A 22,875-nucleotide genomic window follows, 5' to 3' on the forward strand; every position below is an offset into this window, starting at 1 on the left:
AGGCCCGCCTTCAGACGGCCGGGAGCAGGGAGGCTGCCTGGATCACCTGCCTGACCAGCGGGTGATGCTGGCCGCGCCTCGAATGCAGCGCGTAGATCTCCTCTTTCACCTGGTCACAGGACCCCAGGCGCCGAAGGCCCCGCGGCATGCCGAGGTCGCCGCTGCCGAGCTGGCTCACGGGAAACACGCCCAGGCCGCGGGCGGCAAAGACGGCCAGCAGCGCGCTGTCCTCGAATTCGCCGACGATGCGCGGGCGCAGTCCCTCGCTCTCCAGCCAGTGGTCCAGCTTGCCCCGCAGCGCCGAATGCGAGGTGGGCAGCAGCACGGGCAGTTCGTTGAGGCAGGCGGGGAAGCGGGCCTGCTCGGCCCTGCCGACGAGGTGGGTCGGCCCGTACCACTCGATCGGCGTCTCGACCAGGCGCACGCAGGCCAGGCGCAGATTGGGATTGCGCGGCGGCGCCTGGCCGGCCAGCACGAGGTCCAGGTGATGCAGGGCCAGCTCGCTCATGAGCTGCTCGAACTCGCCGTCATGGCAGACGAGGCGCAGGTGCGGCGCCTCGAGCACCGGCGCCAGCAGGGCATGCGCGGACAGCTTGGAGATGCCGTCGGACAGCCCCACGCCCAGGCGCTGCACTTTGCCGCTGGCGGCTTCGCGGACTTCATCCGCCAGGCCGTGGCCGAGATGGAAGATCTCTTCGGCCCGGGCAAAGGCGGCCTGACCGGCCTCGGTCAGCGCGACGCCGCGCCCGGCGGGCTTGAGCAGCTGGTGCCCGAGGGCGCGTTCCAGTTCGCGCACCTGGGCGCTGACGGTCTGCACGGCCATGTCCAGGCGGGCGGCCGCGCGCGCAAAGCCCCCTTCCTTGGCGACGACCCAGAAGTAGTGCAGATGGCGGTAGTTCAGCATGCGTCCTCCGCTGCGGAAAAACCGAATGCTAGTTGCGATTGAAGCTGGTTTATTCGGAGCCTCGTCATGGCCACACTCGCAGCACCTGCATTGACCTGGAGCACTTCTCATGGCCGCCATGGCGTACGCGCTGAGCTGGTTTCTCGTGGCCTGCCTCCTGGCCGCATGGTCCCTGGCCCTCTGGGCCCTGCATGGGCTGGCGGTCTGGGTGCTGGCGCAGCTGGGCGGGCCGAAAGGGCCGGAAGCACCCGAGGCCGGCGGGGCCGGTGGCCCTGCGCTACCGGCCTTGCCGGACTGGCTCGAGCCCTGGATGCCTGCGCAATGGGTGGAGGCCTTGCAGTCCGGCCTCGCCCTGCTCGCGCCGGCCGCCCAGCAGTTGCTGGAGGCCCTGCCCTTGATGACCGGCGGCGTCACCGCCGTGGCCTGGCTGGTCTGGGGCGCGGGGAGCGTGCTGCTGGTGGTGCTGGGGGCCGTGCTGCACGGGCTGATCGCCCTGTGCCGGCGGTCCCTGCCGGCACCGCGTCCGCCCCTGCCGGCCGTGCCTGCCCCGTGACGCACCGTGGAGCCTGCGAAAAGCTACGAAAGGCAGCGAAAGGCAGCGCGCGGACGCCCCCTTCTCCTGAACCCTGACGACTTCAAGCCATGGACACCCTCTCCTTCGACACCCCCACCCTGATCCTCGGTGTGCTGACCCTGGCCCTGCTGGGCGTCACGCTGCAGGCCTGGCGCATGGGCAACGAGCGGCGCGATGTGGCGCTGCTCGGGGTCTGCAGCGGCGCGCTGGGACTGGGCACGGCCCTGGCGGTGGTCCTCTAGGCCGTGCCCCACCGGCCTCAGTAGATGTCCACCTTGGCCTTGTCCACGGTGTAGCGCCCGCCGCCGTAGTAGCCGCGGGTGCTGGCATCGCGGGTGAAGCGCAGCTTGATCACCGGGCTGGCGCCGGGGTATTGCGGGCCGCTGCTGTAGACGGGCACCGGCGCGCTGCCGATGTTGGTGCTGGGCGACTGGTCGACCAGCCGGGTGAGGGACTTGGAGGTCTCCAGCGCGGCGAAGATGTCTGCCGAGTCGTAGTAGCTGCTGTAGTAGGGCGAGCCGATGGCGCTCTTGCTGCTGTTCACCGTCTTGCTGGAATAGGTGTAGCGGTCGCCCGGCGTCAGCAGGCTCACCCGCAGGCCGTTGACCTTGTAGTAGGTGCCGGCCTGCACGCTGGCATTGGCCGTGTCCACGATCAGCAGGCGGTTGGCGCCGTAGACGGTGGCCGTCTGCGCCGAGGTGTCGACCAGCACGCCGGTGTTCTCGTCCACGCCCAGGCCCTGCTGCACGCCCATGTGGCGCAGGGCCGCGGCCAGGCGGCCCAGGCGGCCGGAGCGGCTGTCGAAATGGGTGTCGCTGAGCAGGCCGGCGGGCAGGAAGCCCAGGCCCTTCATGGTGGAGCCGTTCTCCAGGTAGCGCAGGGCGGCGGTGCCGTCGCGCGTGTCGCCCAGGGTCTGCCAGTCGGTGACGGCCTTGTCCTGCAGGTCCGCGCCGAAGTAGAGGTAGCCATAGCTGACCCCGGCCGCATGCATGCGCACGTTCAGCGCATGGTTGCCGGCGGAGTCCCCGGCGATGACGATGTTGCCGCTGCCGTTGTTCCAGCGTGCGCGCAGCGCGGCGGCCAGGGCGTTGTCGGCGCCGCTGTCGGTGAGGAAGCTGCGGATGATCTTGGCCTGGTCGCCGCCGACAAACCATACGGCGTCCGCCTGCTGGATCAGCGCAATGTTCGCCTGGCCCTCGGGCGTGCTGCTGCTGGCATGGACGGCGTAGTTGTCCACATGCGCGGTGATGTGCTTCGGGGAGAAGCCGTGGGTCTGGAAGAGGTTGTAGTAGCCGCGCTTGAGGGCGCTGGTGGAGCTGGCCGGGATGTCGTTCTGGAAGGCGTCCAGCCCGGTGGCGTAGCTGTCCTTCGCGGCGGTGATGACGGCGATGCGCGGGCACACGGTCGTGGCCCAGTTCGTGCCGCAGTTGGCCGTGCTGTTGATGTTGGGCGTGAAGCCCGCGTCGCGGCCGGTGGCCTTGCGCAGGCCGTTGACGAAGAGGTCGGTGTTGGCGTCCTCATAGGCGCCGCCGGACAGGAACAGCTTGCCGGCCAGCGCCGGCCCGCTCAGGCCCAGCAAGGCGGCGCACAGCGCCGCGCCCAGGCGTCTTTGGCTTTTCTTCATGGCATTCCCAACGGTCCAGGGTGGCCCCGGTCGGGGCCTCTAACCCAGGCCCTGACCTTAGGGATGCAGGGGCCCGCCGTGAAGCCGTCGCCTTGCCTTCTTGCGACGCGGACTTGCGTCGTTGTGACGCCTGCGGGAATGTCCTGAGCGGGGCAACCCGCAGCGGCGCAGTGGCTCAACCGCGCGGCAGCGGGCAGCTCAGCACCGGGCCGCCGTCGTCGATGCGCACCTGCAGCGGCGGCAGGAAGCCCAGGCGCTGCAGCGTGGGCAGGAGCGCGGCATGGGCGGCATCGGTCTGCGCGCAGGCCTGCTGTGCGGCCTCGCCCAGGAAGGAGAGGTACAGCGTCTGCCGGGGCAGCAGCGCGGCCAGGTGGCTGCACCAGGCGCTGCCCCAGCGGGCCTGCGCGGCGGCCGCGTCATGCGGGTAGAAGCGTGCGCCCAGGGCCTCCCAGAAGGGCGAGCTGCCATCGGGCCTGCGCCAGCCGGGCAGCTCCAGGACCAGCCAGTCGCCGCAGGCCTCGCGGTGCCGGGCGATCCACTGGCGGGCGCCCTGCACCAGGGCCTCCAGCGCGAGGCTGCGCGCCGCGTCATCGAGGCACTCGTCGAACCACAGGCCGGTGAGCTCGGTGTCGCCCGTGTGGTCGTTGCTCAGCAGCAGGGTTTGCTGGACGCGGAACAGGCCCAGCTCCTGCGCCGCATGCACGACGCGGCCCAGGCGAAAGTGGTACAGGGGCAAGACCTGACCCCGGCGTGGCACCAGGGTCAGGCCGCCGCGGCCCTCGGGCAGGCTCAGGGCCACGCCTTCGTCCAGGGTTTGAACGATCAGCTCGGTCATCACGATTCCTCAGGCCACAGGGGCGTGCTCAGCAGGGTCTCGCCGGCGCGCGGCTGCAGGGCCGGCACCTCGTCGGCATGCAGGCTCTCGCCGATCTCGGCCAGCACCGCCGCGAAGTGCTCACGGCCCGGCCGGACCACCAGATGCCAGCGCCGCGGCCCGCTCCCGGCGCCCGGCCGCACGGTATGCAGGCGGTGGTGGCGGACGCTGCGCAGCGAGGCCAGCGGCGCCTCCACGGTGGGGCCGCCGTCGAAGATGTCGACATAGGTGTCGGCGTCGAAGCCCTCGTCCATCAGCACCGAGAAGGGCACCTCGCCCACCGGATGCAGCTGCCCCAGCGCCAGCTGCGCCGCGGCGGGCAGCAGCACCACGGGGATCGGTGAGGGCGGCATCAGGTCCGCGATCAGCGCCTTGCTGCGCCCGCCGATCACGGCCTCGGCCTGCGGATAGTCCATGCCGAAGAACTGGCGGCCGACGGCATCCCAGAAGGGGCTCTGGCCCAGGGCATCGGTGACACCGGGGTTCTCCGCCGCGATGCGGTCCGAGAAGCGCTGCGCATGGGCCTGGATGAAGAGCAGCCGCGCCCGCGACAGCAGCTGCGCAGCCGCCGTGGGCTCGTAGCCGGGCTCCAGGAAGAAGGAGGTCAGCAGCGTTGCGCCGGTGAGGTCATGGCACAGGTGCAGGGTGTGCATGCGCTGCGAGACGCCCAGCGTGGCGCTGGCATGCACGACGAACTCGTTGCGGTAGCTGTAGAAGCGGTCGAAGAAGCCCGCGCTCGCCGCGATGCCCGCGCAGCCCACCAGGCGGCCCGACGGGTGGTTCACTGCGCGGTCCTCCAGCACGAAGAGGTAGGTCTCCTCGCCGCTGGCGTCGTCGGGGCTGCTGAAGGCCTGCACCGAGGCCTCGATGCGGGCGCGCAGCTTCGCCTCGTCGTTGGGCAAGGAGCTGATGCCGTCGGCACTGGCGGCGGCCATGCGCAGCATGTCGGGCAGGTCAGTGAGGGCGACGGGGCGCAGCAGCAGGCCCTGAAGGTCCAGGCCATTCATGAAAGGTCTCCCTGGGGCGCGGGCGCCAGCCAGCCGGGACGGCGGCTGCGCTCCTCGCGCGGTGTGTGGCCGTGATGGGCCTTGTAGGCATTGGAGAAATGCGGGCCGGAGGCAAAGCCGCAGCTGAGCCCGACCTGCAGGATCGATTGGGTGCCCTGCTGGAGCAGGCGCTGGGCCCGGTCCAGGCGCAGCGCCAGGTAGTGGCGCGAGGGCAGGGAGTCCAGGTGCTGCTTGAACAGGCGCTCCAGCTGCCGGCGGGAAACGCCCACCAGCCGCGCCACCTCCTCGGTGGGCAGGGGCTCGGCGAGGTTGGCCTCCATCAGCGCCAGGGCCTCGGCCAGCTTGGGGTTGGCGACGTCGCGCGCTTCCAGATGCTCGCGCCGCTGCCGGTCCTCGGCGGGACGGCTGTGGCGCAGGTCCATGGCCAGCAGCCATTCCTGCTGCACGGGCTCGCCATGCAGCTGGTGGGCCCAGGCGCCGATCAGGTCCGTGGCCGCACTGGAGGTGGCACTGAAGCGGCGCCGCGCCAGCGTCAGGTCCCACAGGCCCTGCGACCAGGCCACCTGGGGATGCCGGGCCGCGAGGCGGTCCAGCCAGGCCCAGTCGGCGCAGGCCCGGTGGCCGTCCAGCAGGCCGGCCGCGGCGAGGGCGGCGGCGCCGCTGCCCAGGCCGCCCAGCAGCACGCCGTCCCGGTCCCAGGCCTGCAGCAGGGCCTGCAGGCGGACATCAGGCGCGCCGGGTTCTCCGGCCAGGACCACCACCGTGTGCCAGCGATCGGCCGAAGCGGGCACGCGACCGTGCACGGGCACGCCGCTGCTGGCCACGACCGGCCCTTCGTCCAGGGCCAGGACGCTCAGCGCATACAAGACCTGACCCTGCTGGGTGTTCAGCGCCGCCAGCCCGTCCGCCCAGGCGCCCAGGGCGCGCAGGGGGAAGCCCGGCAGCAGCAGGCATCCGATGGCGCGGGTGGTGGGGGGCATGGCCTGACTGTAATCAAGTCCAGCGCTGCAGCGCCGGCCAGCTCAGCAGCAGCAGGGCCATCAGCAGGTACAGGGCCTGCAGGGGCAGCATCCAGCGCATCCAGGTGCCCAGGGGCAGGCGCGCCAGGGCCAGCACGCCCACGGTGATGCCGGAGGTCGGGATGATGGGCGTGGTCAGTTCGCCCAGCTGGAAGGCCAGCACGGCGGTCTGGCGGGTCAGGCCCACCAGGTCGGCCAGCGGGGCCATGATGGGCATGGTCAGCGCCGCCTGTCCCGTGCCGGAGTGGATGAAGAAGTTGACCACCGACTGGATCAGGAACATCTTGTGCGCCGCGAACACCGGCTGCTCCGAGGCCACCAGCGGGGCCAGGGCGTTGAGCAGGGTGTCGATGATCTGGCCCTCGCGCAACAGGATCACCGTGCCCTTGGCCAGCGCGATCACCAGCGCCGTGCCGACGAGGTCCCGCGCGCCGTGCAGGAAGGCGGCCATGAACTCGTCGGCCGAGAGCCGCGCCACCAGGCCCACGCTCACGGCCATCACCAGGAACAGCGCGGCGATCTCCTCGATGTACCAGCCCAGGCGCACCACGCCGCCAATCATCACCAGCAGCGAGCCGGCGAACAGGGCCAGCACGGTCTTGTGGCGCTGCGTCATGCCGGCGAACTGCTCGAAGGCGGCCAGGTCCATCTCGGCGCGGCGGGCCTGGTCGGCTTCGTAGGTCGGGCTCAGCGTGGGGTCGCGCCGGATGCGCGCCGCCCACCACTGCAGGAAGGCGATGGTGAGGCCCGTCGCCAGCGCCCAGCACAGCGCGCGGTAGCCCAGGCCCGAGAACATGGGCACGCCCGCGATGCCCTGGGCCACGCCCACGTTGAAGGGATTGAGGAAGGCCGTGGCAAAGCCGATCTGCGAGCCCACGAAGGGGATGGCCACGCCGGTGAGCGTGTCCAGCTTCAGGGCCAGGGCCAGGGGGATGAAGATCAGCACGAAGGGGATCGCCTCCTCGGCCATGCCGAAGCTCGCGCCGCCCAGCGAGAACAGGGTGACGAAGACCGGGATCACCAGGGCCCGCACCAGGGCCGAGCGCTGGTGGGCCCGGGCGACGGACTTGATCAGCGCATCGATGGCCTCGGTCTTCTGCAGCACCGCGAAGGCACCGCCCACGACCAGCACGAAGCCGATGATCAGCGCCGCTTCCACGAAGCCCTTGATCGGCGCGGTGAGGAAGGCCGCGAAGCCCTGCGGCCGCGCCTCGACCAGGTGGAAGGTGCCGGGGATGATCAGCGTCTTGCCGTTGACCAGGGCCGTCTCGAAGCGGCCGCCGGGCACGATCCACGTCGCCAGCGCGATGAGGGCCAGCAGGCTGACGAGCAGCACATAGGTGTTGGGGAGTCGGAGCTTCATGGCGCGATTCACAGGGACAGCAGCTGGCCGCTGCGGTAGGCCTCTTGGCCGGCGATCTTGGCCAGGCGCATGCCGCGGCTGGCGTAGCGGCGGGCGGTGCGGGCGAAGCAGCGGCCGCTGGCGCGGGCGTGCAGGGGCGTGCGCTGGTCGGTGAGGGGGTCCACGATCTCGGCCACCAGCTCGCCCTTGAGTACCCAGTCCCCGGGCGCCTTGGCGAAGACCACGATGCCCGGGCAGGGCGCCGTCACCGGCTCGACGGCCTCCAGCGGCGTGGGCTCGCAGGCGGCGGGCGAGGGCGGCGGCTCGCCGGCGATGTGGCCCTGCTGCTGCAGATAGGCGATGAGGCCTTGCGCGTCCTGCTCGGCCAGGGCCTGGCTCACGTCGGTCTCGCCGCGCAGCTCCACGGTCACGCCCACACAGCCCAGCGGGTCGATGGGGTGGCGCCCCTCGAAGCGGGCGGCCAGCTCCCACCACAGGCGGGCCATCGTCTCGTCGAAGGGCTCCTCGCCCGCCAGCGGCGTGTGCAGCAGCGCCTGCGCGCCCAGGTAGGCGGCCAGCGGCCGCGCGGCCTCGACCTGCGCGCTGCCGACGTAGAGGTGCACCACCGCCTGGTTGTCGCAGTGCAGGTCCAGCACCAGGTCGGCGTCATGGGCCAGGTACTGCAGCTGGCGCTTGAGGGCCTCCGTTTCCGTCTGCGGCTGCCAGTGGCCCAGCTGCTGGCGCATCGCTTCGCGGATATGGCGGGTGTTCGCCTGCAGGTCCGCCCCCAGCAGGGGCGCGACGGCACGGGCGACGTCGTCCGCGAGGTGCCGGAACTGGCGGTTGAAGTTCAGCCCGGTGGCCAGATCGAAGCGGCCCAGGGCACTGCCCTGCAGGTCTTGCGACAGGCCGATCGGGTTGGCGAGGGGCACCAGCACGATGCGGCCCTCGATGGCGCCGCCGGCCTCCAGGGCCTGCAGGCGCTGGATCAGTGCCTGAGCCACCAGCAGCGGCGGCACCTCGTCCGCGTGGAGCGAGGCCTGCAGATAGGCCTTGCGCCCGGAGCGGCCTGCGCCGAAGTGCAGGCTGCGCAGCTGGCGCTGGGTGCCGGCGTGGGCGGCGGGCAGGAGGTGGTGTTGAGTCAGCATGGCGTGGTCAGGCGGCAGCCCGCGGCGCGGGATGCCAGCGCTGGAGATGGCAGGGGGTCAGGGGTGGGGCGCGGACGCTGGCATGGCCGTGGGCCGCAGCGGCGTGTAGAGCGGATGGGCGACCTGCACCGGGATCACATCGAGCCGGGCATCGAGCACGGTGTAGTCCTCGCCGCCCAGCGCGCCGCTGAACCAGCCCTGGAGGCCCGGTGCCTTGTAGAGCCGGAACTCGAAGCCCAGGCGTGAAGCGCGGCCTCGCGCGCCGGGCACGGGTTCGTAGGCCAGCCCGCGCACCTCATCCGCCGGGCTGTCCAGCAGCTGGGCCATGGCGCTGACGATGGCGCCGTCACCGAGGATGTCGCCGAAGAAGTGGCCGCGGGGCAGGTAGGGCTTGTAGTCGCTGGCGGCGGGGTCGATGCGGGGCTCGCGCAGCTTGTGGGGGGCAGGTGTTGCCTGATGGGTGGCGAGGTCGTAGCGGTCGCCGCTGTCCAGGTAGCTCAGGCGCGCGCCGCGCACATTGAAGGCGGGCAGCCGTGCGTCGCTGCGCGCCTCGCGCAGGTCCACCAGCAGCGCGCCGCGGGCGCCGATGACCTCGACCTGGCGGTCCTTGATCACCGCGGCAGAGTTCTCCTCCACGCCCAGTCCCAGCCGATAACCGAGACGTTGCATGGCCGGCAGAAGGCGCCCGATGCGACCGCGCTTGAGGAAGTGCTGGTCGATGAAGAGATCGGGGCCGACGAAGCCCAGGCCGCGGTCGTACTCACGGCCCTCGCGCCACTGGCCGCGCAGGATGCCCAGGTTGTCCTGCGCATCCCGGAACATCATGCGGCTCATGATGGCCGCACCTGCGCTGGTGCCGGCCACCACGCCGCCGCGGTCGACGACCTCGTGGATGGCGCGCAGCATGGGGCTTGGCTGGCCGGCGGGCTGCAGGGTGTCCACGATCAGCTCCTGCGCGCCGCCCGAGAAGAAGACGCCCTGGCTGCTGCGCACCTGCTCGATCAGCGCGGGGTCGTTGAGCCGCGCCTGCAGGTCCTCGCCCGGCAGGCGCGGGGCGACGGGGATGAAGCGGGCATCCGCGCCCTCGCGCTGCAGGGCCGTGATGATCTGCTGCGCGCTGCGCTCGGGGTTGGCCGCGGCGGTGGCGAAGACGGCGATGCGCGCGCCCGGGCCACCGGCCTCGCGGACCACGCGCTGCCAGACCGTGGGGTTGTCCTGCCGCAGTGCGCCGCCGATCACGATGGCGGTGCCGGCCTGGGCCAGGGTCGTGCACAGCAGGCTGCCGGTGCACAGGAGGAGTCGAAGGCGTTGCATGGCTTCATCTTGTCAGGACGACCGCCGCCGGGCCAGCGGGTTGCGCCCCGTTCAGGGCCTGCTTGCGCCTTCCACGCAAGTGCATGTCGCTTCATCGCAAGAGGCCGCGGCCCGCGTGGGGCGGGCCTGACGCCGGCTTGTCCGGAAGCGACAGGCATTTGCCTGCAAGCGACCGGCGCGCCAAAACCCCATAGGCAAGTCATGAGTGCCGTCCCTAGAGTGATTCCCAGCCCTCCTCCCTGGCTCATCCTCCTTCTCTCTCTTGAGGTTCTCATGACCCGTGCAAGCAAACCGTCCCTGACCCTGATGGCCCGCGCCGCCTGCCTCGCGCTGACCGCCCCTGTGCTGCTGGCGCAGGCCCAGGAAGCCGCGCCCAAGCTGGAGCGCGTGGAGATCACCGGCTCCAGCATCAAGCGACTGGAGGGCGAGCAGGCCCTGCCGGTGCAGACCATCAAGCGCGAGGAGATCGCCAAGGCCGGCGTGACCACCGCGGCCGAGCTGCTCAAGAACATCAGCGCCGCCGCCGCCAACCTGGGCGACGGCGCTTCCATCTCCGACAACACCGGCGGCCAGCGCGGCTTCAACGGCGCCAACCTGCGCGGCGTGGGCGTGTCCTCGACCCTGGTGCTGCTCAACGGCCGGCGCCTCGCCAACTTCGCCTCACCGGGCGACGCGGCCGGGGTGGACCTCAACAGCATCCCTGCCGGCGCCATTCAGCGCGTGGAGGTGCTGAAGGACGGCGCCTCCGCCATCTACGGCACCGACGCCATCGGCGGCGTGATCAACTTCATCACCCGCCAGGACTACAGCGGCATCGACCTGGCCGCCTACGCCTCCGGTACGCAGGAAGGCGGCGCCGGCAAGCGCACCTTCACGATCAGCGGCGGCAGCGGTGACCTGCAGCGCGACGGCTACAACGTCTTCGCCACGCTGGATGTGCAGGCCCTGGACGCCCTGCGCTCCACCCAGCGCGAGTTCATCCAGGAGCGACCACTGACGGAGACGGTGCCCTACTACCTCTCCAGCCGCCCCTACCCCGGCAACATCCGCCTGGCCAGCAATGCGGGCGCGCGCGCCGAGCAACTGGCCGCCATCAACGCCGCCGGCTACACCTTCAACGGCAAGCCCTACACGCAGCGCACCCTGAACCTCTTCGCGCCGGCCTGCAATCCGCCGGCCTCCGTGTACGCCCCGACCCAGATCGGCGCCGAGGCCTGCGGCTATGACTACATGGCCGACACCGAGATCTATCCCAAGTCCGACAAGCTCTCCTTCCTCACCCGCGGCGTGATGAAGCTCGGCGAGGGCCGCCAGCTCTTCGGCGAAGTGCTGATGGCGCGGGCGGACACCGAGTACGTGCTCTCTCCCAATCCCACCACGCTCAGCGGCATGACGTGGTCGGCCGTCAACGCCTTCCTGCCCAAGCCGGTCAGCAATGGCCGGACCTTCGAGATCCGCTTCCGCGCCAAGGAGCTGGGCAACCGGACCAACGAGGTGCGCAGCGACGCCAACCGCGTGGTCGTGGGCACCACCGGCACCGTCTTCGGCGACTGGGACTACACCGCCGCGCTGAGCCACGCGCAGAACAAGGTGGCGGACCGCTACGTCGACGGCTACTTCAAGTTCAACGAGCTGCTGGACGCCGTGCGCGCCGGCAAGATCAACCCCTTCGGGCCCTCGCCGGAATCCAGCCGCGGCCTGATCGAGTCCCTGCGCGTGGACGATGTGGCCCGCCGCAGCGAGGGCACGACCTCGGGCCTGGACCTCAAGCTCACCGGCAGCCTCGCGCAGCTGGAAGGCGGCGACCTGGGCCTGGCCGTGGGCGCCGAGCTGCGCCGCGAGACCCAGCGCTTCACGCCCTCGGCCCTGCTGATCAGCAACAACATCGGCGGCGACCGCGACAGCACCGGCACCAGCCCCGCGCCCGAGGCCACGAACTACGGCCGCAACATCACCTCCGCCTACGCCGAGCTGAGCGCCCCGCTGAGCAAGCAGCTGGAGCTGCAGGCCGCGCTGCGCGCCGACCACTACGAGAAGGTCGGCAGCTCGGTGAACCCCAAGCTGGGCCTGCGCTACCAGCCCAGCAAGGCCGTGGTGATCCGCGGCTCGGCCGGCACCGGCTTCCGCGCCCCGACCTTCAGCGAGCTCTACCGCCCGGCCACCTACGGCACCAGCCCGGCCTTCCTGTATGACGCCGTCTATGACGCCTTCGACCAGTACCCCACCGAGAAGGTGGCCAACCCCGACCTGAAGCCCGAGAAGAGCAAGCAGTTCTCCCTTGGCATCGCCTTCGAGCCCAGCAGCACCAGCCTGGTCAGCGTGGACTACTGGCAGATCCGCAAGACCGACGTGATCAGCGACCTCTCCGGCAAGATCATCCTGGAGAACGCCGAGCGCTACGCCTCCTACATCAAGCGCGACCCGGCCGATGACTACCCCACCCTGATCCTCAGGAAGGAGAACCAGGGCGGCCTCAAGACCTCCGGTATCGACCTCGAAGCCCGCTGGCGCTCCGCCGCGACCGACATGGGCCGCTTCGGCCTGAACTTCAGCGGCACCTACGTGATGCACTACCAGCGCCAGTTCGGCAGCGCCGAGCCCTACCTGGAGAACGCCGGCCGCTTCCTGCAGGACCAGGTCATCCAGCGCTGGCGCCACCGCCTCTCGGCGGACTGGGACTTCGGCCCGCTCTCCCTGACCCTGGCCAACAGCTACTTCTCCGCCTACACCGACGACAGCTACCTGCCCGGCACCGAGCCCCGCCAGGTCAAGGCCTACTCGCTGTGGGACCTCAGCGGTAGCTACCGATTCAATGAGCGCCTCAGCGTGCGCGCTGGCATCCAGAACCTGCTGAACACGGCGCCGCCCTTCTCCAACCAGTCCTACTACTTCCTCTCCACCTTCGACCCGACCTACACCGACCCCCGCGGTCGCAACTTCTTCGTCAGCCTGAACTTCAAGCTGCGTTGATCTGGCACTGACCGCGGTCCGCGGACCCTGACAGCCCCGGTGCCCTGCGTGGTGCCGGGGCTGTGTGCCTTGCGGGGCCTGCTCAGTACAGGCGGATGGCAGTGTCGAAGTGCCAGCTGCGCCGGATCTCGATCACGTCGTAGTCCTTGGCCAGGGCCGGGGGGAAGGGCGGGTAGACGGCCAGATCACGGACGGTGCGCTCGATGGCGGCGTCCAGCGCCGGCGAGCCGCTGGAGCGCACGAAGCTGACCGACTCCACCGAGCCGTCCGCCCGCACGGCCACGGTCACCAGCGCATCGAAATGGGGCTGGCGCAGCAGCTCGCGCAGGCGCTCGAAGCCCATCGCATCCAGCTGGATCTTGCGGGCCCAGGTCTCGCCGTAGGCCACCAGGTCCGGGTTGGGATCGCTGCGGCCCATCAGGCGGCCGCGGCGCTGGCTGCTGGCATAGGGCAGGTCTTTGGACTGCCGGGCGGAGGCGGCCGCGGCGTCGCGTTGGGCACGCTCCTCATCCAGCTGCCGGCCGATCTCGCGCAGGCGGGCCTCGCGGCGTTCGGCGGCTTCCTGCTGGGCGGCGCGGGTGGCGGCGGCCTGGGCTGATGCCTGTGCTGCTGCTTGCGCCGCCGCCTGTGCTGATGCCTGCCGGGCCGCTTCCTGCCGGGCGGCGGCCTGGCGCTCGCCTTCGAGCCGTTCGGCCGCCTCGCGCGCCGCGGCCCGCTGAGCGTCCTGGCGCGCGGCTTCAGCCCTGGCCGCCTCCTGGCGCGCGGCCTCCAGCCGTGCCGCTTCGGCCCGTACCGCTTCCAGCCGGGCGGCCTCCGCGCGCTGGGCTTCCGCGCGTGCCGCCTCCTCGCGAGCCGCCTCGGCACGCGCGGCCTCCAGCCGTGCCGCTTCCACCCGCGCGGCCTCGGCCCGCTTCGCCGCCTGCCGCAGGGCCTCCACCCGGGCGGCTTCCACCCGCGCGGCGTCGGCCCGCGCCGCCTCGGCCTGAGCGGCCGCAGCGCGTGCGGCGGCCTGGCGTTCGGCGTCCAGCCTGGCGGCTTCGCGGCGTGCGAGCTCCTGCCGGCCCGCCTCAGCCGCTTCGGCGGCCTTGGCGCGCAGGGCGTCCGCCCGGGCGGCGTCCAGGCGCTGCGCCTCGGCGCGTGCGGCCAGGCGGCTGGATTCCTGGCGGATGGCGTCCGCGGCGGTGCTGTCGGCCGTGTCCTTGGTCGTGTCCTTGGTGGGGGCGCTCACCGCCTGGCGCTCGGCCTCGCGCTGCGCGAGCGCATGCCGGGCCAGCGAGCGCTGGAGCAGTCGCTGCAGCTCCTGGGCGTCGGCATCAGCGGCCGCGAGCGGGGCTGGCGGGGCTGGTGGGGCCGGCGGCATGGCTGCGGGTGTGCTCGCCAGGGGCGTGGTGGGGCGCTCCGGCGCCTGCTGCGCCAAGGCCTGGCGGGCCAGCAGGACCTGGGTCTCGCGCCGCGACTCCGCCGGGGCCTGGAGCGGCGCTTCCTGCGGCGTGCGCTGAGGCTCCGGCGCCGAGGCGGCGGTGGCCTCGGGGACGACCCAGCTGTCCTGCTGCGAGGGGTCCAGGGACACCAGTCGGCGCTCGGCCGGGGCGGCCTCGGCTCGGCGGGCTTCCGAGGGCGCCGGGGCCTCGGTCGGCGTCTCGGAAGACGGGCGCGGCGGATGGCGGACGGGCACGGCGGCTGCAGCAGCTTCCGCAGGGTGAGCCGGGGCCGGTTCGAGAGTCGGCGCCCGGGCCGCGGGCGGTGTCTCTGCGGTGGGCGGCGGAGGCGAGGCCGGCTCGGGCGCTTCCCGGGTGGGCTGCGCCGGCAGGGCGGTGAGCGCTGCCGGGGAGCTCGCCGCCGTGGCGGTAGACGAGGCCGACGCCGCCTCCGCCGGCAGGCTCAGCCGCACCTGCAGCGGCGGCGGCTCCAAGCGCTGCTCGCTCCAGGGCAGGCCCAGTCCGGGCAGACCCAGGCCCTGGCCACCGAAGGTCAGGCTCAGCACGAAGGCATGCAGGGCGAGGGACAGCGCCAGCGAGAGCCCCGGCCGCCGCACCGCTCCGCGGTCCCGAGGCCCAGCGCCTGCATGGGCCGTCGCCGCCATGGCCGCCAGTTCCGCAGGCAGTTGCGTGCGGAAGGGGGCGGGCGTCGCGAAGCGGAGGCGGTGGGCTTTCAAGCGGGCGGCAGGCGGAGGGATCGAGGCAGATTCTCGCCGCATCTGCCTGGCAGCCAGCCTGGCGGTCCCGCGGGCCCGCCGAGGTCTGCGCAGCCCCGCCCCCCAAAAGTGGGTGAAACACCTGACAGGGTCACAGGCCCCGGCTCAGTCCGTACATTCCCGCCGATCCATCGAGCTGTTGAAAACAGCCGTTATTGACACCGGTTGCGGAGCCAGGCCCCGCGGCCTCGGGAGGGACTCATGACACTGATGCTGCGCAGGGCTGCCAGGCCCTGCTTGCTGTTGGCCGTTCTCTGGGCCTGCGCCGTCCAGGCGGACACGTACCATGACCAGCAGCACGAGCTGGTCCGGGCCTCGCGCTCCGTCAGCGCCCTGGGCCCCAATCTCTTCGGGGACAAGGTCAACCACTACACCGGCGCGCTGGAGTTCGTGCAGCAGGATGCCAGCCTGCCGGGCAATGATGCGCTGAGCGTGGGCGTGGGGCGCCGCCTGGTGCCCGGCTATGCCGCGCGCCAGCGCCTGGGCGCCTTCGGCAACTGGGACCTGGAGCTGCCGCGCATCCAGGGCACGTTCTCCAGCAAGTACGGCTGGTCCTTCGGCCTGGGCCAGGGCACGGACCGCTGCAGCAACTTCACCGGCCCCGGCACCGTCACCGGCACCAATGGCGACTCCTTCTGGGATCAGGAGGAGTACTGGAAGGGCCACCAGCTCTATGTGCCCGGCGCCGGCGCCGACGAGATCCTCAAGGTGGGCCCCACCACGCCCGCCGTGCCGGCCGACGGCCAGAGCTACAAGCTCGTCACCCGGCACCAATGGGCCCTGCGCTGCACGACGCTGGCCAGCAATGCCTTCACGAGCGCCAGCAACAACAACCAGGGCGAGGGCTTCATCGCCCGCAGCCCGGACGGCGTCACCTGGCGCTTCGACTGGCTGGTGCGGCGCAAGGCGGACGTCATGTACCGCGCCTCCCCGATTCCTCAGCTTGCGACGCCGCCTGGCAAGGTGGCGACGGCCGTGGTGACGCCCTCCCTGCTGCGCGACGAGGTCTGGCTGCTGCCCACCGAGGCGCGGGACCGCTTCGGCAACACGGTGAGCTACAGCTATGACACGGCCGCGCCCTGGCGCCTGAAGACCATCACCGGTTCGGACGGCCGCGTCATCACCCTCAGCTACGGCAGTGGCAGCGACCGCGTCACCAGCATCAGTGATGGCACCCGCAGCTGGACTTACAGCTACAGCAGCGCGGGCGAGCTGCTCAGCGTCACCCAGCCGGACGGCAGTCAGCTCGGCATCAGCGGGGCGGACACCATCAGCGTCACGCCGCACTACAGCAAGGACCCGGGCTGCGCGGGCCTGGGCGACGAGGCCGTGAGTCCCTTCACCGGGGTGATCAGCTTCACCCATCCCAGCGGCGCCACGGGCAGCTTCACGGTCAATCCGGTGAGCCATGCGCGCTCCTACGTGCCGCAGAACTGCTTCGGCGACTACGGCACCTTCGCGCGCTTCCCCCGCTACTTCGCCACCACCGCCCTCACCGCCAAGCAGATCAGCGGCCCGGGCCTGCCCGCGCTGAGCTGGACCTACAGCTACAGCAGCCCGGCCAACCAGGGCAGCTGGAGCGACTGCAGCGGCAGCTGCCCCGAGACCAAGACCGTCACCGTGGACGGCAGCGATGGCCGCCGCCTGGTGCATGTGTTCGGCACCCGGGTGGACCGCACCGAGGGTCAGCTCTTGCGCCTGGACGAAGGGCCCAGCAGCGGCGGCGTGCTGCGCAGCACGGCCAGCAGCCACCGCATCGGTCGGGAGATGGGCGTCAGCATCCTGCAGATGGGCGACAGCGCCAGCGCCGTGCGCACCGACCCGCTGCAGCAACGCACCCTCACCCAGCAGGGCACCAATTTCAGCTGGAGCGCGAGCGCCTTCGACAGCTTCGAGCGGGTCACGAGCCAGCAGCGCAGCGGCCCGGGCGGCAGCCTCAGCGAGACCCTCAGCTACGAGGACAACCTCGGCCAGTGGGTGCTGGGCCAGCTCAAGACCCTGCAGGCCGCCGGCCTGACGCCGCTGGAGAACCGCTATGACAGCCAGGCGCGATTGATCGAGGTCCTCAAGTACGGCGTCTCCCAGGGCACTTCCGGCTACAACACCGACGGCACCCTGGCCTGGCGCGCCGACGGCGCCGGCCGCCGCACCAGCTTCAGCAGCTACAGGCGCGGCCTGCCCCAGGGCATCAGCTACCCGGACGGCGCCAGCGAATCGGCCGTCGTCAACAACCTGGGCCTGATCACCAGCCTGACCGACGCGGCCAGCTACACCACCGGCTATGGCTACGACGCCGCGGGCCGCCTGGCCAGCATCACCCCGCCCAGCGGCTGGACGCCCACCACGCTCACCTTCGAGCGCGTCAGCAGCCCGGAGTACGGCCTCCCGGCCAACCACTGGCGCCAGACCATCAGCCAGGGCAATGCCCGCACCGTTGCCTACTACGACGGCTTCTGGCGCCCGCTGATGACCCGCGCCTTCGACACCACCCAGGAGGCCGGCAGCCGCAAGGTCGTGGTCAAGGGCTATGACGCGGCCGGCCAGCTGGCCTTCGAGAGCTACCCGCAGCGTGACGCATCGACGGTCGGCATCACCAGCCCCGGGCGGCGCATGACGTACGACGCCCTGGGCCGCCTGCTGCGCACCGAGGCCGACAGCGAGCTGGGCGTGCTCACCAGCACCCAGGCCTACCTCAGCGGCTTCCAGACCCAGTCCACCAACCCGCGCAACAAGACCAGCACCCAGAGCTTCTGGGCCCTGGACAAGCCCGAGGACGCCAGGTTGGCCACCGCCAGCCTGCCCGCAGGCGTGACGGTGAGCATCAGCCGCGACGCCTTCGGCAAGCCCACGTCCGTCAGCCGTGGCGGCGTGACGCGGCGCTATGTGTACGATGCCGGCCAGCGCCTGTGCAAGACGATCGAGCCCGAGGTCAACGCCACGATCCAGGACTACGACCTGGCCGGCAACCTCAGCTGGAAGGCCCCGGGGCAAAACCTGACCCTTGCGAGCTCCTGCGACACCTTCAGCGTGCCGGCTGCGGCCAAGATCAGCTACGGCTACGACCCCATGAACCGGCTCACCAGCACCGGCTACGGGGACGGCAGCCCGGGCATCAGCCGCGAGTACTGGCCCGACGGCAAGCTCAAGACGGTGACGAGCAACGGCAGCGTCTGGAGCTATGTCTACAACAGCCTGCGCCTGATCAGCACCGAGACGCTGAACTACGCCGGCCAGAACTGGACCTTCAGCTGGGGCTACAGCCCCAACGGCCACCTGGCCAGCCTGAGCTACCCCACCGGCGGACCCGCGGTCAGCTACGTGCCCAATGCCCTGGGCGAGCCCAGCCAGGTGGGCAGCTTCGCCACGGGGCTGAGCTTGCACCCCAATGGCGCCGTCAACAGCTTCCGCTTCGGCAACGGCATCTTGCACTCGCTGGGCCAGAACCTGCGCGGCCTGCCGTCCAGCAACGAGGACGCGGGCGTGCTCAAGGACGCCTATGCCTATGACGCCAACGGCAACGTCATCAGCATCAGCGACCAGCAGGAGAACGTCTTCAGCCGCAGCATGGGTTACGACGACCTGGACCGGCTCACCAGCGCCAGCGCCCCAGGCGTCTGGGGCAGCGCCAGCTACACCTACGACGCTGCAGATAACCTCAAGACCGCCAATGTGGGCAGCCGCAACGTCACCCTGAACTACACCGACGGCAGCAACCGGCTCAACAGCCTCACGGTCAACGGCAGCACCAGTGCCTACAGCTACGACCCCTACGGCAACATCCGCTCCAAGGGGGCGCAGACCTACACCTTCGATCTGGGCAACCGCCTGAGCGCTTCCAGCCTCGGGGGCGGCTATGTTTACGACGGCCTGGGCCGGCGCATCAAAGTGCAGAGCAGCGACGGCAGCACGCGCCTCTCGCTCTACAGCCAGGCGGGCCAGTTGCTGTGGAGCACCAGCAGCGGCGGCTCACGCCCGGCCAGCACCACGGCTTACGTCTACCTGGCCGGCAAGGCGATTGCCGAGGTGAACAGCGTGAGCGGCACGCAGTATGTGCACACCGATCTGCTGGGAAGCCCGGTGGCGCATACCGGGCCCACGGGGGCGCTCCTCAACCGCAGCCGCTACGAACCCTACGGCTATGTGGCGGCCGGCACCAAGCCCGGGCCCGCGACCAGCCTGATGGGGTTCACGGGGCATGTGCAGGATGCGGAGACGGAGTTCGTGTACATGCAGCAGCGGTATTACGATCCTGTCGCGGGGAGGTTTCTTTCGGTTGATCCTGTCGTCACGGATGCCAATACAGGCAAGTCTTTTGGTCGCTATCACTATGCTGCCAATAATCCGCTTGCCTACATCGACCCCGACGGTCGAAATCCTACTTTAGATAATTCTGAATGCAGGAGGATGGCCAATTGTGAAGTCGTGGCAGATTCGGGCACTTCTTCAGGATCGCCGGGTGCCAGCAAAGCAGAGAAGTCTATCGGCTATCAGGGGCTAACCATGGTAAATCCCATGGGAGATCCAGAGGGCGATAATCCAATGGCAGGTGATGCTGCATTAATGGTTGGCGGCGGCGCGCTGGCCATGGGAGCTGTAGCTGGGGCTCCCATGCTTGCTCAAGGCGCATTGGGCTTTGTTGAGCGCGAAGGCCTAAAGTACGCGACTAGACAGGCAGTGAAAGAGTTTACGAAAAATGAGTTGGCGATGTCCGAGTTCTTGTCAGTGAAGGAAATGGCTGCTGGTACTCGTCTCGCTGCTGCGAATTATGGGAAAGCGGTGGAACGGTTCGCGGCAAATTATGTGGCGAGGAGTCCGGTTCTGAGTCGGCTCTTAAATTATACGAGTCGGCCATTCACTAAATCGCCTGACTTTGCATCAAAATATGGGGATAGAATATATGATATAACTACCAAGGGTACCAGGTGGGCGGAGGACCATCTTCGACGGGGTTATGACGGTATGTTGACGTTGATTCAATATGTTCGGCCGTGATGAGGTTTGAATGAATTCCGTTATTTCGAAGACTATCCGTGGTGGTAAGCGATTTTTTGGGCACTACACGTTCAAGGACGTTGAGTGTGTTGGATGTTCATTTGTAGATGCAAATTTTGGCCATAACGGAAGTTGGAAGAGAAATGTTCGAGACTCCCTGAGTGATGCTTTGATTCAAGACGCTGAAATACATGGCTGCATGGTGGGGCCGGCAATAGTCAGGAGGGCTACATTTTCGAATATCCGCGGAGATTTGCTTATCTGCTGGGGAACCCTATTTGATCGTGTCAAAGTATTGGGAAGATTCGATGCTTTGATGATAAATGGATTTCCGGGGCCGGGGATGACGGAGGAGGATAAGAAGAAATATATCGAAAAAAAGGAAATATTCTATGGCGATGTTGATTGGGCCTTGGATATATCGCGGGCTGATTTTTCTGATTTTTGCATAAGATCTGAAGCCATTCCTATTTCCAAGATAAAACTCGATCCATTGAGTCAATTTGTAATTGATGTTTCGGGTGGCGTGGTTGGGGTGGATGGATTGCCGATATCTACTTATACAAAAGTTCTAATTTCTCAAATGTATAAGGAGCAGGTTTCGAGAAGCTTGTTGGTCGCGCCCAAGCTGGATCAGAATCTTTTCCCTGTGATCCTCCGAGATGCTGACATCTTAAAAGATGTTGGGTATATTAAATAAGTGGGACACCAGCGCTTGCCAGGGTCAGATACGAGACCTTGAATTTCAACGTCATCAGCAGCAGCTGACCAGCAGGAGAACGTCTTCAGCCGCAGCATGGGTTACGACGACCTGGACCGGCTCACCAGCGCCAGCGCCCCAGGCGTCTGGGGCAGCGCCAGCTACACCTACGACGCTGCAGATAACCTCAAGACCGCCAATGTGGGCAGCCGCAACGTCACCCTGAACTACACCGACGGCAGCAACCGGCTCAACAGCCTCACGGTCAACGGCAGCACCAGTGCCTACAGCTACGACCCCTACGGCAACATCCGCTCCAAGGGGGCGCAGACCTACACCTTCGATCTGGGCAACCGCCTGAGCGCTTCCAGCCTCGGGGGCGGCTATGTTTACGACGGCCTGGGCCGGCGCATCAAAGTGCAGAGCAGCGACGGCAGCACGCGCCTCTCGCTCTACAGCCAGGCGGGCCAGTTGCTGTGGAGCACCAGCAGCGGCGGCTCACGCCCGGCCAGCACCACGGCTTACGTCTACCTGGCCGGCAAGGCGATTGCCGAGGTGAACAGCGTGAGCGGCACGCAGTATGTGCACACCGATCTGCTGGGAAGCCCGGTGGCGCATACCGGGCCCACGGGGGCGCTCCTCAACCGCAGCCGCTACGAACCCTACGGCTATGTGGCGGCCGGCACCAAGCCCGGGCCCGCGACCAGCCTGATGGGGTTCACGGGGCATGTGCAGGATGCGGAGACGGAGCTCGTATACATGCAGCAGCGGTATTACGATCCGATTGCGGGGAGGTTTCTCAGCGTTGACCCAATAGTCACGGATGCCGAAACGGGCAAAGGGTTCGGTCTGTATACCTATGTTGAAAACAATCCCTATATCAAAGTTGATCCAGATGGCAGAGCACCGTTGCTCAGCAATGACGATTGCCGCAAGATGGCAAATTGTGAAGTGCTGGTGGATTCGGGGAGAGGCTTAGGTAGTGGGTCGAACAGTTGGCGATCGAAAGCCAAAGAGGATGGCAATTATGTCAGCTCCACGCTAGAGAAAATGTTCGACGACCTGATATCGGACGAGGCCATGATGTTGTTCCCTCCGCTCATCCTTGGCAAGATGGCGCTAGGAAATTTCAGATTTCTTGGCGACTATATGGCAAGGCCTTCAATGGGCTCGACGGCGGTTCTGGCAATTGGACTAGTAGCGAGAATTGGGCCGGCAGGAGGAATGGTCGTCAGCAGATCATCGCTTCAACATACTTTCAAACATGCCGCAGATTTTGGTGTTGTCGGAAATTGCAGCAATAAAACGCTATCGGAGCTATCGGAGCTATCGGAGCTATCGGAGCTATTGGCCGCAATTCAAGCGCATGTGAGCGCTTCGACTACGCGCACCATTCAAGGTACATATCGAGGTACGTCTGTGACGCATTTTGTTGATCCCAAGAGTGGGCTTAATGTCATGCAAGACTCGGCAGATAATATCTTGTCTGGATGGAGGCTGAGCCCCCAGCAGCTTGAAAATGTACTAACCAGAGGTTCATTGTGAGGGTGCCATGAGTGACGCCAAAACCGAATATGAAGCGCTGATCCATCAGTTTCTTTGCGGAAATTTGCCGGTGAATGAATTTCAAATTGAATACATGAGTAAATTTAAGGGGGAGAAAAGAATTCTGAGCGTGAACTTGTATGAATTGCTCGAGGAAATTTTTGGATGCGTTGATTCTTTTACAACGGATTTTGAGTTATTGTCTGAAAAGCCAAATTTCTATATGACTGAGTCGCAGTTGCGGGAGCGGCTGCAGACAACTGTGAGGCGCCTGAGGTTGATTTGAAAGCGGAATCCGGAATCAGAGGAATCAGGGCATTAATCAGCGGGAATCAGGGTCAGGCCTTAAATTTCAAACCCCTCCGCTGCTTGTGGGACGTGCCCCACTTACCCGCCCGCTACGCGTCGAGTTCCCCGTTGAATCCATCATGTGATCGCATGAGGAGTTTGAAATTCAAGGCCTGCCTCTCGGGTTTCATGACCCTCGGGTTTCGCTTGGGTTTCGGTCCGGCCAGCTGCTGTGCAGCACCAGCAGCAGCGGCTCACCTCCGGCCAGCAGCACGGCCTACGTCTGCCTGGGTGGTCAGGCGACTGCCGAGCTCAACAGCGTGAGCGGCACGCCGTACGCGGCGTCCGATGCCCTGGGCCGCCCCGTGGCGCACACAGGC

The 22,875-nt window shown here is 68.2% G+C and carries 16 protein-coding genes; 7 read left to right on the forward strand and 9 right to left on the reverse strand.

Going from position 1 to position 22,875, the window contains the following annotated elements:
- Nucleotides 1-10: 10 nt before the first annotated feature.
- The gene (locus ABDJ40_RS16940; protein WP_347611547.1) at nucleotides 11-904 is read right to left on the reverse strand and encodes a LysR family transcriptional regulator; all 894 of its coding nucleotides are present in this window, start codon (nucleotides 902-904) and stop codon (nucleotides 11-13) included.
- A gap of 109 nt (nucleotides 905-1,013) precedes the next feature.
- On the opposite strand from ABDJ40_RS16940, the gene ABDJ40_RS16945 reads away from it, so the two are divergent.
- Complete coding sequence (locus ABDJ40_RS16945) at nucleotides 1,014-1,457, forward strand: hypothetical protein (RefSeq protein WP_347611548.1); 444 nt, start codon at nucleotides 1,014-1,016, stop codon at nucleotides 1,455-1,457.
- An 89-nt stretch (nucleotides 1,458-1,546) separates the two neighbouring features.
- Entirely contained in the window at nucleotides 1,547-1,720 is a 174-nt protein-coding gene (locus ABDJ40_RS16950) for a hypothetical protein (protein ID WP_269630872.1), read from the forward strand.
- Nucleotides 1,721-1,737: 17 nt separating this feature from the next.
- Here ABDJ40_RS16950 and ABDJ40_RS16955 read toward each other — a convergent pair whose 3' ends face one another.
- The 7 genes from ABDJ40_RS16955 to ABDJ40_RS16985 all read right to left on the reverse strand — a co-directional run bounded on the left by ABDJ40_RS16955 (nucleotide 1,738) and on the right by ABDJ40_RS16985 (nucleotide 9,806).
- Entirely contained in the window at nucleotides 1,738-3,102 is a 1,365-nt protein-coding gene (locus tag ABDJ40_RS16955; RefSeq protein ID WP_347611549.1) for a cyanophycinase, read from the reverse strand.
- 175 nt (nucleotides 3,103-3,277) lie between these two features.
- Nucleotides 3,278-3,937 carry an arginine N-succinyltransferase gene (locus tag ABDJ40_RS16960; protein ID WP_347611550.1) on the reverse strand — a complete coding sequence of 220 codons (660 nt, stop codon included), beginning with the start codon at nucleotides 3,935-3,937 and terminating at the stop codon, nucleotides 3,278-3,280.
- Nucleotides 3,937-4,983 carry an arginine N-succinyltransferase gene (locus tag ABDJ40_RS16965; protein ID WP_347611551.1) on the reverse strand — a complete coding sequence of 349 codons (1,047 nt, stop codon included), beginning with the start codon at nucleotides 4,981-4,983 and terminating at the stop codon, nucleotides 3,937-3,939. Before ABDJ40_RS16965 ends, ABDJ40_RS16960 begins: the two co-directional genes overlap by 1 nt.
- Nucleotides 4,980-5,963, reverse strand: a complete 984-nt coding sequence (locus ABDJ40_RS16970) for a GlxA family transcriptional regulator (protein ID WP_347611552.1) — start codon at nucleotides 5,961-5,963, stop codon at nucleotides 4,980-4,982. Before ABDJ40_RS16970 ends, ABDJ40_RS16965 begins: the two co-directional genes overlap by 4 nt.
- 13 nt (nucleotides 5,964-5,976) lie before the next feature.
- Nucleotides 5,977-7,365 (reverse strand): YfcC family protein, encoded by a 1,389-nt coding sequence (locus ABDJ40_RS16975; RefSeq protein WP_347611553.1) that lies wholly within the window; start codon nucleotides 7,363-7,365, stop codon nucleotides 5,977-5,979.
- A gap of 8 nt (nucleotides 7,366-7,373) precedes the next feature.
- Entirely contained in the window at nucleotides 7,374-8,492 is a 1,119-nt protein-coding gene (locus ABDJ40_RS16980; protein WP_347611554.1) for a succinylglutamate desuccinylase/aspartoacylase family protein, read from the reverse strand.
- 57 nt (nucleotides 8,493-8,549) lie between these two features.
- Nucleotides 8,550-9,806, reverse strand: coding sequence for a cyanophycinase (locus ABDJ40_RS16985; protein WP_347611555.1), 1,257 nt, complete (start codon nucleotides 9,804-9,806; stop codon nucleotides 8,550-8,552).
- A 273-nt stretch (nucleotides 9,807-10,079) separates the two neighbouring features.
- On the opposite strand from ABDJ40_RS16985, the gene ABDJ40_RS16990 reads away from it, so the two are divergent.
- Nucleotides 10,080-12,776, forward strand: coding sequence for a TonB-dependent receptor (locus tag ABDJ40_RS16990; RefSeq protein ID WP_347611556.1), 2,697 nt, complete (start codon nucleotides 10,080-10,082; stop codon nucleotides 12,774-12,776).
- Between the two features lie 82 nt (nucleotides 12,777-12,858).
- On the opposite strand, the gene ABDJ40_RS16995 is transcribed toward ABDJ40_RS16990, so the two are convergent.
- Nucleotides 12,859-14,931, reverse strand: a complete 2,073-nt coding sequence (locus ABDJ40_RS16995; protein WP_347611557.1) for a TonB family protein — start codon at nucleotides 14,929-14,931, stop codon at nucleotides 12,859-12,861.
- Between the two features lie 240 nt (nucleotides 14,932-15,171).
- On the opposite strand from ABDJ40_RS16995, the gene ABDJ40_RS17000 reads away from it, so the two are divergent.
- From ABDJ40_RS17000 to ABDJ40_RS17015, 4 genes are all read left to right on the forward strand, one after another.
- Nucleotides 15,172-19,962 carry an RHS repeat domain-containing protein gene (locus tag ABDJ40_RS17000; RefSeq protein WP_347611558.1) on the forward strand — a complete coding sequence of 1,597 codons (4,791 nt, stop codon included), beginning with the start codon at nucleotides 15,172-15,174 and terminating at the stop codon, nucleotides 19,960-19,962.
- A gap of 10 nt (nucleotides 19,963-19,972) precedes the next feature.
- Nucleotides 19,973-20,662: a hypothetical protein gene (locus ABDJ40_RS17005; protein WP_347611559.1), complete on the forward strand. Its 690-nt coding sequence runs from the start codon at nucleotides 19,973-19,975 to the stop codon at nucleotides 20,660-20,662.
- A gap of 96 nt (nucleotides 20,663-20,758) precedes the next feature.
- Nucleotides 20,759-22,207, forward strand: coding sequence for an RHS repeat-associated core domain-containing protein (locus ABDJ40_RS17010; RefSeq protein ID WP_347611560.1), 1,449 nt, complete (start codon nucleotides 20,759-20,761; stop codon nucleotides 22,205-22,207).
- A 7-nt stretch (nucleotides 22,208-22,214) separates the two neighbouring features.
- Nucleotides 22,215-22,493, forward strand: a complete 279-nt coding sequence (locus ABDJ40_RS17015; RefSeq protein ID WP_347611561.1) for a colicin immunity domain-containing protein — start codon at nucleotides 22,215-22,217, stop codon at nucleotides 22,491-22,493.
- The last annotated feature ends 382 nt before the right edge of the window (nucleotides 22,494-22,875 follow it).

It is taken from the genome of Roseateles flavus, assembly GCF_039872765.1.
Lineage (GTDB): Bacteria > Pseudomonadota > Gammaproteobacteria > Burkholderiales > Burkholderiaceae_C > Roseateles_B > Roseateles_B flavus.